At 70.3% G+C, this 13,852-nt stretch carries 8 protein-coding genes and 1 pseudogene; 4 read left to right on the forward strand and 5 right to left on the reverse strand.

What is annotated here, in order from left to right:
• Window positions 1-3 precede the first annotated feature (3 nt).
• A pseudogene (locus tag ACGFMP_RS19025) lies at window positions 4-1,269 on the reverse strand (alginate lyase family protein); the annotation flags it as partial.
• Between the two features lie 148 nt (window positions 1,270-1,417).
• Between ACGFMP_RS19025 and ACGFMP_RS19030 the strand changes: the two are divergent.
• Complete coding sequence (locus ACGFMP_RS19030; RefSeq protein ID WP_393673656.1) at window positions 1,418-2,668, forward strand: ThuA domain-containing protein; 1,251 nt, start codon at window positions 1,418-1,420, stop codon at window positions 2,666-2,668.
• Between the two features lie 163 nt (window positions 2,669-2,831).
• On the opposite strand, the gene ACGFMP_RS19035 is transcribed toward ACGFMP_RS19030, so the two are convergent.
• The 4 genes from ACGFMP_RS19035 to ACGFMP_RS19050 all read right to left on the reverse strand — a co-directional run bounded on the left by ACGFMP_RS19035 (window position 2,832) and on the right by ACGFMP_RS19050 (window position 9,373).
• On the reverse strand, window positions 2,832-3,920 hold the full coding sequence (locus ACGFMP_RS19035) for an ABC transporter ATP-binding protein (protein ID WP_393673658.1): 1,089 nt from the start codon (window positions 3,918-3,920) through the stop codon (window positions 2,832-2,834).
• Window positions 3,917-4,774, reverse strand: a complete 858-nt coding sequence (locus tag ACGFMP_RS19040; RefSeq protein ID WP_393673660.1) for an ABC transporter permease — start codon at window positions 4,772-4,774, stop codon at window positions 3,917-3,919. Before ACGFMP_RS19040 ends, ACGFMP_RS19035 begins: the two co-directional genes overlap by 4 nt.
• On the reverse strand, window positions 4,771-5,556 hold the full coding sequence (gene modA, locus ACGFMP_RS19045) for a molybdate ABC transporter substrate-binding protein (RefSeq protein ID WP_393673787.1): 786 nt from the start codon (window positions 5,554-5,556) through the stop codon (window positions 4,771-4,773). The genes ACGFMP_RS19040 and modA overlap by 4 nt, the downstream gene beginning before the upstream one ends.
• A 271-nt stretch (window positions 5,557-5,827) precedes the next feature.
• The gene (locus ACGFMP_RS19050; protein WP_393673662.1) at window positions 5,828-9,373 is read right to left on the reverse strand and encodes a discoidin domain-containing protein; all 3,546 of its coding nucleotides are present in this window, start codon (window positions 9,371-9,373) and stop codon (window positions 5,828-5,830) included.
• Between the two features lie 341 nt (window positions 9,374-9,714).
• On the opposite strand from ACGFMP_RS19050, the gene ACGFMP_RS19055 reads away from it, so the two are divergent.
• The 3 genes from ACGFMP_RS19055 (at window position 9,715) to ACGFMP_RS19065 (ending at window position 13,707) form a co-directional block, all read left to right on the forward strand.
• Window positions 9,715-10,482: an IS5 family transposase gene (locus tag ACGFMP_RS19055; protein WP_393673664.1), complete on the forward strand. Its 768-nt coding sequence runs from the start codon at window positions 9,715-9,717 to the stop codon at window positions 10,480-10,482.
• 181 nt (window positions 10,483-10,663) lie between these two features.
• Window positions 10,664-11,080: a hypothetical protein gene (locus ACGFMP_RS19060; protein ID WP_393673666.1), complete on the forward strand. Its 417-nt coding sequence runs from the start codon at window positions 10,664-10,666 to the stop codon at window positions 11,078-11,080.
• Between the two features lie 242 nt (window positions 11,081-11,322).
• Window positions 11,323-13,707: an LppP/LprE family lipoprotein gene (locus ACGFMP_RS19065; RefSeq protein WP_393673668.1), complete on the forward strand. Its 2,385-nt coding sequence runs from the start codon at window positions 11,323-11,325 to the stop codon at window positions 13,705-13,707.
• Window positions 13,708-13,852: the final 145 nt, after the last annotated feature.

The raw sequence follows: 13,852 nt of genomic DNA on the forward strand, positions 1-13,852 counted from the left end.
CGCGGGGTTGTCCGCGTTGGTCAGCGTCTCCCAGGCGACGAAGAGGTTGTTGGAGCCCGCGGGGCGGCGCGACTCCGTCAGCGTCTGGGTGTTGGCCATCGCGATGCCCATCCGGTTGTGCAGCGCGTTGAAGCCGACCTCGGTCACCGGGCCGAGCCCCAGGTTGAGGTGGCCGCCGCACAGCCATGACGGGGGTGCCGTGCCGAGCTCGTACTTCGACTGGAAGCCGAGCGCCTGCTGCAACCGGGCACCGACCTGCGGGTAGAGGTCCTGGCCCTGGATGTACGCGGTCTCGGCGATGTCGGAGATCGACGCGATGCCGTAACCGGTGTGGGTGAAGTCGCGGCAGGTCTCCTGGGTGAGGCCGTCCACGAAGGTCGACTGGCCCTGCCAGTAGCCGATGATCTGCGACGAGGTGGTCAGACCGCTGCCGGGCACGGTCTTGGGCAGCGCGCCGTCGGAGCTGAGGTAGATGTAGGCGGGGACGCGGTTGAGGTAGCGCGCGATCGCCCGGTCGTAGGAGGCGCTGTCGTCGAGGAAGACGGAGATGCCGACGGCGGCCTCCATCATCGTCAGCTCCCAGTTGCCGTTGCTGTTGGAGCCGTTGATGACCTCGGGCAGGTACACGTTGCGCAGCATGGTGCCGAAGCGCGCGGAGCCGGGCCAGCCCCCGGTGTAGGTGTACTTGATGATCTCGGCGGCCCGCGGCCACACCGAGCCCGCCCAGCCGGTCTGGAGCGGCGCGTTGCTGTTGGTGTGCCCGGTGATGGTCGCCGACCAGGCGTCCATCAGCTTGATCGACTCCTGGGCGTAGGCGGAGTTGCCGCTGATGTACCAGGCGAGCGCGTCGGTGTACGCCGCGATGGCGTCCTCGCGCTCGTCCGTACAGCCGTTGTTGGGGTCCGAATACGGCCCGCACTCGACGGTGGCGCGCGGCTTGGGGGTGCGCGAGAGCGAGGCGTAGGAGCTGGACGTCATCTGCGCGTAGGCGGCGGCCCAGGGCGCCGCGCCGGCCTGGACCCTGCCGCGCACGTAGTCGAGCTGGGACCGGCTGACCATGACGCCCGGGTGCGCGAAGGCGGTGGGCGCGGCGGCGACGGCGGGGGCCGCGGCCGGTGTGGCGGCCGGGTTGGCGGCGGTCGCGGCACCGGTACCGGTCACAAATGCTGCCGCCGTGGTCAGCACCGCTGCTGCCGCGACCAGACCGGGCAGATTGAGAAACCGGTTACGACGAGGTGTGTCAGGGCTCCTGCGGAGGAAGTGCTGCATGGGGGGCTCCTTGACGGCCTGTGGGAAAAAAGTGGGGGAGCGTCAGGATGGTATGGACCATAGGTCATTGACATGAACAGCGTCTAGACCTTTGAATCCTGCTACAGGCGCACGTCCCCCCCACCGTCGCGCACCAGGAAGGCCCTCCATGGTCATCACCCGTACCGCACGACCCCGCATCCTGATAAGGCTGTTCGCCCTGCTCGCCGTACTGCTGGCCGCACTGACCGCCCCCGCCCACCGGGCGCACGCGGCGGCACCCGCCTTCAAGGTGCTCGCCTTCTACGACGGCACCTACGACGCCGCGCACATCAGCTTCGTGCACGAGGCGAACGCCTGGTTCCCGCAGCAGGCCGCGGCCAACGGCTTCTCGTACACCGCGACCAACGACTGGAACCAGCTCAACACCGCGAACCTGGCGAACTACCAGGTCGTCATGTTCCTCGACAACTACCCGCAGACCGCCGCCCAGCGCAGCGCCTTCCAGACGTACATGAACAACGGCGGCGGCTGGATGGGCTTCCACGTCTCGGCCTACAACGACCAGACGCCCAGCGACTGGTCCTGGTACCACGAGACCTTCCTCGGCACCGGGACCTTCAAGTCCAACACCTGGGGCCCGACCTCGGAGACGCTGAAGATCGAGGACCCGAACCACCCGGCGACCGCGGGCCTGCCGTCCACGATCACCTCGTCGGTCAGCGAGTGGTACAGCTGGCAGCACGACCTGCGGCAGAACCCGGACATCGACATCCTGGCGTCGATGGACCAGTCCACCTTCCCGATCGGCACGGACCCCAACCAGACCTGGTACAGCGGGTATTACCCGATCGTGTGGACCAACCACAACTACCGGATGATCTACAACAACTTCGGCCACAACGCGATGGACTACGCGACGAACACCACCCTGTCGTCGACCTTCGCCAGCGCGCAGCAGAACCAGCTCCTCCTCCAGGGGCTGCGCTGGCTCGGCGGCCAGTCGGGCCCCGTCACCCCGCCGGCCGGCGGTGCGACCGGGCCGATCCACGGCATCGGCGGCAAGTGCGTCGACGTCGCCGGGGCGAGCAGCGCCAACGGCACCGCGGTGCAGCTCTACGACTGCAACGGGACCACCGCGCAGAGCTGGACCGTCGGCTCCGGCGGCACCGTGCGGGCGCTGGGCAAGTGCCTGGACGTGGCGGCGGCCGGGACCGCGAACGGGACGAAGGTGCAGCTCTACGACTGCAACGGGACCGGGTCGCAGGTCTGGCAGCCCGGCTCGAACAACTCGCTGGTCAACCCGCAGTCGGGCAAGTGCCTGGACGCCACGGGCAACACCTCGGCCAACGGCACGAAGCTGCAGATCTGGAGCTGCACGGGCTCGGCCAACCAGGCCTGGACCCTGCCCACCGCCTGAGCGGGCCGCTCCTGAGCCCGTCTCCCGCGGCTGACCTGCCGTAGGGGTCCGTCGCGCGGTCCCGCCCCCGGAGCACCACCCGGGGGCGGAACCGCGCGCGGCCACGGGGCAGCGCCTCCGTACGACCTTCAGGCCACCGCGAGCGGCCCCCTGCCGCCGGCCGTCAGGCCGGATAGGCGTGCGTCTGCGCGGCCTTGACCGAGACCCACACCCCGCCACCCGGCGCCAGCCCGAGTTCGGCGACCGCCACCGTCGTCAGGTCGGCCGCGAAGGGCAGACCGTCCGCCGGGCCGGAACCGGCGAGCGCGACCCGGATCTGGGCGCCGTGGGACTCCATGCCGACCACCTTCGCCGGCCAGGCGTTGCGCGCGCTGGAGTCGGGCCGGTCCCGGTGCAGGGCGACCGCACCCGGCGGGAAGGCGACGAAGGCCGGCCCGTCGACCTCCTCCGTGGTGGTCAGGTCAAGACCCGGCACCAGCCTCACGGTGCGGCCCGCGGCCTTGCCCCGGTAGAGATTCAGGCCGACCAGCCGGGCGACGTAGTCGGTGCGCGGGCGGCGGGCGATCTCCGCGGGAGTGCCCTCCTGCACCAGGCGGCCGTTCTCGATCACCACCAGCCGGTCCGCCAGCACCATCGCGTCCAGCGGGTCATGGGTGACCAGCACCGCCACCGCCTCGAACGCCGCCAGATGCCGCCGCAGTTCGGCGCGCACGTCGAGCCGGGCACCGGCGTCGAGCGCCGCGAGCGGCTCGTCGAGCAGCAGCAGCCGCGGCCCGGTGGCCAGCGCCCTGGCCAGCGCCACCCGCTGGGCCTGCCCGCCCGACAGCCGCCGCGGCTTGACGCCCGCGTGGTCGGCGAGGCCCATCCGGTCGAGCAGGTCGGCGGCCAGGGCCCGTGCCGCGGCTCGCGGCACCCCGTGGCAGCGCGGCCCGAAGGCGACGTTCTCCAGCGCCGTCAGATGGGGGAAGAGCAGGTAGTCCTGGAAGATCACCCCGACCGGACGGCCCTCGGGCGCGACCCGCCGCCGGCGCGCCGGGTCCTCCAGGGTCTCCCCGTCCAGCCGCAGGTGCCCGCCGGTCAGCGGGGTCAGCCCGGCCAGCGTGCGCAGCGCGGTGGTCTTGCCCGCCCCGTTCGGCCCGAGCAGCGCCAGCACCTCGCCGGGCCGCACGGCCAGCTCCACGTCCAGGGTGAAACCGTCGCGCTCCAGCACCAGGTGGGCGTCGAGTCCCTCGCCCTTGGCCAGGGTCGTCACAGCGCCCCCGTCCAGCGCTCGCGCAGCCCCGCCAGCACCGCGAGGGACACCGCGAGCAGCACCAGGCTCAGCGCGATGGCCGCTGCCGGGTCGTCCTGGAGCGCCAGGTAGACCGCGAGCGGCATCGTCTGGGTGCGCCCGGGGAAACTGCCCGCGAAGGTGATGGTCGCCCCGAACTCGCCCAGCGCCCGCGCCCAGGCCAGCACCGCGCCGGCCGCCACCCCCGGTGCGATCATCGGCAGCGTCACCCGGCGGAAGGCGGTGAGCCGGGAGGCGCCCAGGGTGGCGGCGGCCTCCTCGTACCGCGCGTCGGCGGCCCGCAGCGTGCCCTCGACGGTGATCACCAGGAAGGGCATCGCCACGAAGGTCTCGGCGACCACCACCCCCGAGGTGGTGAAGGGCAGGGTGATGCCGAACGCCGAATCGAGCCAGCGCCCCACCACCCCGTTGCGGCCCAGTGCCAGCAGCAGCGCCACCCCACCGACCACCGGCGGGAGCACCAGCGGCAGGGTGACCAGCGCGCGCACCAGCCGCCGCCCGGGGAAGGCCGTACGCGCCAGCAGCCAGGCCAGCGGCACGCCGAAGACCAGCGAGGCCGCGGTCGCCAGGGTCGCCGTCTGGAGCGAGAGCCGCAGCGCCTGCCAGACCGCGGCACTGGTCAGCTGGTCGGGCATGCTCCGCCAGGGCGCCCTGATCAGCAGCGCGACCAGCGGCAGCAGCAGGAAGACCAGGCCGATCAGCGCGGGCAGCACCAGTGCGACCGGCAGCCGGCCGCCCTTGCGCGCGCCGCCGCGCGGCCGGCCTCCGGAGGCGTCCCGGAGGCCGGCCGTCGCGGCGGGGGAGTCGTCCGTCACGGGTTCAGGAAGCCCGCATCGGTCAGCACCTTCCGGCCCTCGGCGGACTTCACCAGCGCGATGAAGGCCTCGGCGGCCGTCGCGTTGGGGGCGTCCTTGAGCGCCACGATCGGGTAGGCGTTGATGGCACCGGCGGACTCGGGGAACTGCACGCCGTCCACCTTGCCACCCGCGGCCTTCACATCGGTCTGGTAGACCACCGAGGCGTCGACCTCCTTGAGCTCCACCTTGGTCAGCGCGGACTTCACGTCCTGCTCGTACGACACCGGGGTGAGGCTGATGTGGCTCGCCGTCAGCGCCTTCTGCGCCGCGGAGCCGCACGGCACGGTCTTCGCGCACAGCGCGACCTTCAGACCGGGCTTGGTGAGGTCCTTGAGGGTGGCGATGTGCTGCGGGTTGCCGGGGAGGGTGGCGATCTCCAGCTGGTTGCGGACGAAGGTGGTCGGCGTACCCGCACCGTCGCCCGCGTCCGTGACCGTCTTCATGGTGGCCGGGCTCGCGGCGGCGAAGACGTCCGCGGGCGCGCCCGCGGTGATGCTCGCGGCGAGGGTGTCGCTGCCGCCGAAGTTGAAGGTGACCTTCGTGCCCGGGTAGGCGGCCTCGAACTGCTTGCCCAGCGTGCTGAAGGACTCCTTGAGCGAGGCCGCGGCGAAGACCGTGATGGAGCCGCTGACCTGCGGCGACGCGCTCGCCGAGGTCGAGTTGGTGCTCGCGGCGGAGGGAGTGGCGGAATCGGAGGACTTGTCGTCCGAGGAGGAGCAGGCAGTGAGCGCCAGCAGCATCGCGGCGCCGCCCAGAGCCAGTGGCAGGGCGTGCCGTCGTGCGGAACGGGTTGTCACAGGAAGTCTTCCTCTCTGCCGCACGCTGCCGTGCGGATACCAGGATCATAATTCCGCAGATGCGAGGAGGAAGTCAGCTGTCACATTGCATAAGCCAAACAATCCGGCCCCCGGGCCTTGCTCGTGCGATCACACGAGCAGGGCCAGGGGGCCGGAACCGGCCGCGCTCCCGTGCCGGGACAAGCCCGGGAGCGCGGCCGGGGTCAGGACCGGGTCAGCCGGTTGCCCAGCTGGTCAGCCCGGCGCCGTAGGCGTACAGCGGATTGCCGTACGTCGTCGGCACGGTCTGCCCCGCGTCGATCTTCGCCCGGATGTCGGCCCGCTCGGCGGCGGTCGCGCCGAGGTCGTAGGGCAGGTCCCACGCCTCGTTGGCGTCGGCGAGGTTGTCGCCGCCGCCCGGCTTGAGCACCTGGTCCAGGCTCCTGGGAAGCTGCCAGGGCAGCTTGCCGCGCGGGGTGTAGTCCCCGAACAGCAGGCTCGCCGTGGCCGGGCCGACCTCCTCGCCGCCGCGGTAGGTCACCACGATGGCGTCGGCCAGGGTGTTCCAGTCGCTGATCACGATCGGCCGCGGCAGGGTCAGGACGACCACCACCTTGAGCCCCTGGTTCTTGTAGTTCTGGATCAGCGCCAACTGGTCGGCCGGCAGGTACGGCTGGGTGTCCGGCCACGCGGTGGCGTGGGTGTACGACGGCTCACCGACGTAGACCACCGCGACCTTCGGATTGGCGGCCGTGCCCTGGGAGACGTTCACCCCGTTCTGCGCGGCTCTCGCCTTGAGGGCGTCGAGCTGGTCCAGCGACCCGTAGTCCGGGTGGAAGTAGCTGGACCAGATGCAGCAGGCCGCGCCGTCGGTCGCCCGGTCGCCCGCCACCACGATGTTGTCGCCCGAGTTGAGCTTGAGCGGCAGCACCCCGTTGTTCTTGAGCACGGTGTCGGACTCGCGCGCCGCCTGGTTGGCCAGCTGCGTGTACGACGGCTGGTGGAAGCGGTAGGGGCCGTTCACCGGGTCGCCGTAGGGGTGGTCGAAGATGCCCAGCTCGAACTTGAGCTGGAGGATCCGCGTCACCGCGTCGTTGATCCGGGTCAGCGGCACCTGCTGCTCGAAGCCCGCCATGGTGAAGCCCACGGCGCCCGGGTCGGCGCCGCCCATCACGTCGGAGCCCGCGTTCGCCGCGTTGACCCACGCGCCCGACGGCAGCCAGTCCGTGGTGATCAGACCGGTGTAACCCATGTTCTGCCGCAGGTAGGTGAGGATCTTCGCGCTGTCGCCCGCACCGGGACCGCCCGGGTCGAGATACGAACTGCCCGCGTAGCCCGGCATGATGTTGACCGCGCCGGCCTCCATCGCCGCCCGGAACGGGATCATGTGGTACTTGATCGTCGTCGCGTCGTAGACGATGCCGGCCTCACCGCCCGCGCCCTCACCGGGCCAGTGCTTGACCGTCGCCAGCACCGAGCCCGGGTTGAGCTCGGGGCCGCCCTGCAATCCGGCGACCAGGGCCTTCAGCTGGGCCGCGGCGACGTCGGCGTTCTCGCCGCCGCCCTCCTGGATGCGGGGGTAGAGCACCTTGGTGCCGACCTCGGCGAGCGGCGACAGGGTGCCGCGCGCGCCGACCTCCAGCTCCTCCTTGCGCTGCATGTCGCCGAGCTTGTAGTCGAGCGGGTAGTCCTTGCCCGCGGACAGCGTGCTCTGCAGCGGGTAGGTCGTCTGGTAGCCGGCCGTGGTGTCGCCCGCCGAGACCGGCGGGATGCCCAGCCGGGTGGCGGCCGTCGACCTCAGGACGTTGTCGAGGTCAGCGGGCTGCGCGGGCCCGAAGTGCCAGCCGGACATCGGGTACGTCTGGACGTTGTAGAACATCTGATAGGCCTTCTCCTCCAGCGTCATCCGGCTGAGGAGGTCACTGACCCGGGTGGCGACCGGCTGCCGCCAGTCCTCGTACGGCTCGATCTGGCCGTCCTTGTTGAGGTCGCGGGCGCCGTTGATCACGTTGACGCCGTCCGCGACCTGCTCCACGTCGGGCAGGTACACGCTGAACGTACGGATGCCGGACGTCGTCTTGGCGCCGGAGCCGGACACCGCGACCACGAACCACTTGTACGTCCACCGGTCGGTGATGTCCCAACTCGGCGTGTAGCTGGTGCCGGTGGGCTCGGCCACCTTGGTGTAGAGGTCCAGCAGGTTGCCGGACGCGGTGAAGTCGTAGTCGGTGCGGCTGATGTTGAGCCACACCTCGTAGTGCGCTGTGCCGCCGACCGCGTTCCAGCTCAGCGCCGGGCGGCGGGTGTTGGTGACCATGGCCTTGTCGGCGGGCGCCGCCAGCTGGAACTGGCCGGTGGTCGCCGGGGCCTTGGTCGGTCCCGACAGCAGCGGCGGCGTCGCCGTGGAGGTGTCGACCGTGCCGTAGACCTGGAACTCCCACAGGGAGTAGCCGTATCCGGTGGCGCGCGCGGTGCCGGTGAAGCGCACGTAGCGGCCCTTGCCGGTGACGGGCAGCTTCTCGATCCCGCCCTTGCCGGTGGTGGTGGTGTAGAGCCGGGTCCACGTGGTGCCGTTGTCCGAGATGTCGAGGTGGTAGCCGGTGCCGTACGCCGACTCCCAGTTGAGCACGATGCCGCTGAGGGTGCCGGTGCCGCCGAGGTCGACCTGCATCCACTGGTCGTCGCTTGCCAGGCTGGACCAGCGGGTGGTGGTCCGGCCGTCGAGGGCGGCGGCCGGGGCGTTGCCGCCCTCGTAGGAGGACGCCGACACCTGCTTGTAGGCGGAGATCACCGAGCCGGAGAAGTCACCACCGCCGGGGTTGCCCGGGTCGGTCGGCGTGGTGGGGGGAGTGCCGCCGCTGGTGTGGACCTGGAACTCCCAGAGGGAGTAGCCGTATCCGGTGGCGCGGGCGGTGCCGTACATGCGGATGTAGCGGCCGGAACCGTTCACGGTGAGCGTCTGGTTGCCGCCGGTGCCCGCGGTGGTGGAGTAGGCGTCGGTCCAGGTGCTGCCGTTGTCCGAGACCTGGATCTTGAAGGAAGTGCCGTACGCGGCCTCCCAGTTGAGCACCACCTGGCACACGGTGACCGTCGAGCCGAGGTCGACCTGGAGCCACTGGGGGTCGGCGGCGGCGCTCGACCAGCGGGTCCCGGTGTTGCCGTCGACGGCCGCGGAGGCCGGTGTGCCGGCGTTCTCGGTCGAGGACGCTGTGGCGGTCCTGCCCTGGGCGGCGTTGTCCGTGCCGCAGGTGGTGGGTCCTGTGGTGCCGGTGGTGCCGTAGACCTGGAACTCCCACAGGGAGTAGCCGTATCCGGTGGCGCGGGCGGTGCCGTACATCCGGACATAGCGGCCGGAAGCGTTTACGGCGAGTGTCTGGTTGCCGCCGGTCGCGGTGGTGGTGGAGTAGGCGTCGGTCCAGGTGGTGCCGTTGTCCGAGACCTGGATCTTGAACGCGGTGGCGTAGGCCGCCTCCCAGTTCAGGGTGACGGAGCTGAGGGTGGCGCTGGTGCCGAGGTCGACCTGGAGCCACTGGGGGTCGGCGGCGGTGCTCGACCAGCGGGTGCCGGTGTTGCCGTCGACGGCCGCGGAGGCGGGGGTGCCGGCGTTCTCGGTGGAGGAGGCGGTCGCGGTCTTCCCCTGCGACAGCAGGGACGGCGCGGCGTTCGCCGTGCCCGAGGTGGCGGTGATCGCGCCGGCCACCACGACAACGGCCGCCACGACGGCGGCCAGTAAGGGTCTTCTGCGTCGCGCGGCGCGCAGGAAGCGGGACAGGAGGCTCATATGCATCTCCATGGGGGGTGGGTGCCTCGCGACGAGGCAGCGGGAGAGCGCTCTCCGGGGGGAGTCTCATGCAAGGCCTGAGCAGAGTCAATGCCTGTGCGCGGGCCGGGTGGCGGCCGCCGCGGATCGGTGACGCCACGTCACGTCACCCGCGACGGATCGTCGGACACGGCCCACGGCTGCGCCCCCGGACTCCCGATCCAGGGCCACCCGCCCGGTGCCGTAAGGCACTGAGCCCTTTCCAATCTGATGATGGAGCTGTGTAGTTGGGGTGACAACATGGCGAAGCCCCTGGTAGATGGGTTTTCGACCAAGAGAACCGTCTCCACCAGAGGCTTCGCATGCTTGTCTACCCGTCCGGCGTGGACGTGTCCAGCTCCACCCTTCGCTTCCTCGCAGAACAGCTGCGGCGGCGACGCTGTGCGATCAGCTCCCGCTGGCGGAAGCTGAGTGCCGGCCGCCAGGCCCTCCTCGCACTCGCCCACCTACGCGCGGGACACACCTACGCTCAGCTGGCCGCCGGGTTCGGCGTGGGCATCACGACCGCATACCGTTACGTCACCGAGGCCGTCGACCTCCTGGCTGCCCTCGCACCCACTCTGGCCGACGCCGTACGCGCCGCGTCCACGAAAGCGTTCGTGCTCCTGGACGGCACGCTGCTGCCGATCGACCGCATCGCCGCGGACCGGCCCTTCTACTCCGGCAAACACAAGAAGCACGGCATGAACGTGCAGGTCCTCACCGACCCGTTCGGCCGACTGCTGTGGGCCTCGCCTGCCCTGCCAGGCGCCGTTCACGACGTTCGAGCGGCCCGCGAACACGGCATCATCGACGCCCTTGCCCAGGCCGATGTCACGTGCTGGGCCGACAAGGGCTACCGAGGCGCCGGCGGCACAGTCCGCATCCCGTACTGGGGACGCTGGGAGACCCTGTCCCCAGGTCAGAAAGCAGTGAACCGGTCCCACGCCAAGATCCGCGCACTCGTCGAACAGGCCATGGCCACTCTCAAGAACTGGCGGCTCCTACGCAAGCTCCGGTGCTCCACCAACCGGATCACCGCCCTCGTCCAGGCCGTCCTTACCCTGCATCTGGCCAGCTCAGACCAATGATGGAAAAGGCTCACTGAGTGGAGAGGGCTGCGCCCCGGATCATGAATTTCTTCATCGGATTGCGCTGCACGGGGTGCGGCGCACACCGGGAGGCGTAAAATTCGGTCCCCGTCCTCCACTGGGACGGGATTTTCGCATTCAGAGATCCAATTCAGAAGGGTGGGGGTACATGATCAAACGCATGGCCGCTCTGCTGGCCTGCGGCGTCATGGCCGCCGGTTGCGGGGGCGGCGGGGGGTCTGGGGGTTCGATGACATCTCTGGGAGTCTCACCAGGCACGTATGTCGGTACCGACTACAACTCGGCGACCATGGTGACCATCAACCGGGACTCCGGCGGCGGGCTCAGCGGAACCATGGACAGCAAAACGGAGGGCCAATCCCCGGTCTCCGTCACCCTCACGGTCTCCGTCTCAGGTAGCCGGTTCACATTCGGGTTTCCTACTCTGGGGACTGCCGAAACCCTGAGCGGGACAATCCGCGGCCGGGATCTTCACATGCGGTCGCCTCAGCCGAACGGTGTCATCGAGGACTATGTTCTGCACCCGGGGACTGTGGATGATTACAACGCCGCCATTCAGAAAATGAATCTTCGCTGAGAAGGCGCGGACAAGGGCGGATTTCCGGATGAACCGCTGCGAGTTGCCGGGGCGTCATCGCTGCGCCGGGCGCCCTGGCTCGCGCCGCCACCGCGGATGACGCCCTCAGCCGCCGCCTCGCCGAACGCGGTGGCTGCACAGTTCGCAGGATTCCGGCCGGTCGCCACCCCGACCACCCCGTACGACCTGCTCCGGGCACAGGCCCGCCGGCACGCTCATGATCAGCCCGAGGAGGGCGTCCTATGGAACCCGGGGCCCCGCACGACCCCCGCCGCAGGTTCGCCTTCCTCATACGGAGGGCGGTCAGGGCCGGCGTACTCCTGACGTCGGTGGCCGTCGCGGCCTCGCTCGTGGGCGGCGACGCCTGGGGGCGCGTGGGCGCAGGCGCGGGGACACGCAGTGGCACCCTCGCTGTGTCCGTCATCGACCTGCCGAGCCGTACCGCCGCCGACATCGCGCTCACGGGCCCAGGAGGCTTCGCCAGGAAGCTCACCGGGGGCGCGCGGTTCACCCGCATCAGCCCCGGCGCGTACGCCCTGACGGCCCGACCCGTGGGGCAGGCCGGCGGGGACCTCTACCCGACGGTCCCCCGACTCACCGTCGTGGTAGGCGAAGGAGCCGTCGCCACAGCCGAGGTGGACTACGCCGATCTCGTGCCCCGCACGACGAAGATCCTCGACGCCACGCACGCGGGCCTGCTGAGCCTGACGGATGGTCGGATGACGTTCGCATCCGATACGCCCCCGGTGGGCGGCCTGAGGCCCGGGGACGTGATCGTGATGGGCGCCGGGCCCCTGACGCCGCACGGAACCATGCGCCGGGCCACGGCGGTCCGGCGCGACCCGCGGGGCAGGGTGGCGGTCGACACACGTCCTGCCACGTTGCGGGACGCCATGCCCCAGGGAAAGATCAAAATCCGCGACGCCCAGTTGGCAGGCGTCCATGGGACGGCCGCCGCCCCCGATCAGGCCGGCCTCCGGCCGGCGCCGGCTTCGGCGTCCGGCGGGCCGAGGCCGCCCGGTAGCGGCCCCCTCCGGCAGACCTCGTGGGATGCGCGTCCCCTCTCCATGGACGGCGACGCCGGGTCCCATCCCGAGCTCAGCCTCGGGGGTGACCTCACGACGTTCTTCAAGCGTGAGGCGCTGGAGGGCAAATGCTCGGCCTCGGCAGTTCCCGGCGCGTCGAGTCCCGGCCTTGCGAAGGTGCACCTCCCGCTCCCCCGCTTCGACATGGACGTCGACTGGCGGCCGCTGTACCTCGGCGTCCGCAGCGCGTCGTTCTCGCTCACCTTCCGCGAGGGCACCGATTTCGACCTGGCGACGGGTGCGTTCAGCTCCTGGTGCGGTATGTCCTGGCAGGATCCGAAACCGTCGGTCGTGCTCGGCGTGTTCCCGGTCCAACTCGGGCCTGTACCGGCGGTCTTCGTGCTCTCCGGCGCACTCGTCGGCGCCCTGGGCATCGGTGCGAAGGCGGACCTGTCCTTCGCCTTCGACCAGAAGGCGGAGCTGACGGCCGGGCTGACGTGGGCAAAGGGAAAGCCGGGGAAGATCGCCGATTTCCACAACGACTTCTCGATCACGAAGGCCCCCTCGAGCACGATCGAGGCCTCCGCGAAGGCCGGCCTGCGCCTGTCGCTCACCGTGGACGACCTCGTGGGCCCCAATCTCGACATCACCGCCGGCTGCGGGCTCGCGGTGAGCGGGGATCCAGTGGGGGCCGGAAAGATCGAGGCCAGGTGCGGGCTCGACGCCTCCGCCGGCTTCGAGTTCGACTTCCTCGGATACACGGTGCTCAACATCGAGGTGGGCGACCTCTACCACAACGAGAAGGTCTACTACTCGCGCGAGTGGAAGCCGGGAGCGGTCGTGTCCACGCCTCCGCCGACATCCGCTCCGCCGGTCTTCGACCCGGGGCCGGCGAAGCGCTTCATCGAGGACATGGGCTACACCCTGAAGACGGCACCGCCGGCCGACGATCCCGGACCGCTGTACGCCTTCACGGCCTGCGCCTGCGGCGACGGATCCGTCAACCGGGTCTTCTTCTTCCTGGGCAGCCGATACGTCGGCTTCGCGGACGATTTCCACGCCGAGGCGACGAAGCAGGACGGAAGCAGCGTGACCGTCGGCTACCAGAAGAGGAGCCCCACTGATCCGCAGTGTTGCGCCTCCGGCCCCTGGACCACTTACCAGGTCCACTGGGACGGTTCCCGGCTGAGCAGTCCGGCGCAGATATCCGAAGACGAAGTGGGCCCCGCCGTCGCGCTCTACTCGGTCTGCCCGCCCCCCGATGGATCGCGGGACGCGCTCGTGGAGGGGGAATCCGTGGTCGGGTCCGGCGGGAACGCGGTACTGAAAGCGACGCCCGCCTCCTTCTTCTGCGCGCCGGGTGCCCTCGACGACGGAGGCATCGACGCGGTGGCAGGAAGCAGGACCTACCGCTTCGCGCCCGGCGCGACGATACAGCTCCTGATGTCCGGCGGCACGCAACCGACCCGGGTGAGCCTCGCGCAACTCACGGACTTCCTTCAGCAGTTCGCGTCACAGCCGGATCGCGGGGGAATCGACTTCTCCGTCCGGCTGGATTCCCAGGGTCGCATCACCTACCTCTCCCAGTTCTTCCGCCCCTGACTCCGGCCCACGTCCTGCCGGGGAGCGCGACCCTCGTCGTGGGCTGCGCTGCTCGAAGGACACGACAGGGAGAGGGCAAGCGGATCACACACTTCGCCCTATTATGAGGTGATTCATCCGTCTCATAAAGCGCTGTGGTTTCACA

The sequence above is a fragment of the Streptomyces sp. NPDC049040 genome, assembly GCF_043197715.1.
Taxonomy (GTDB): Bacteria; Actinomycetota; Actinomycetes; order Streptomycetales; family Streptomycetaceae; genus Actinacidiphila.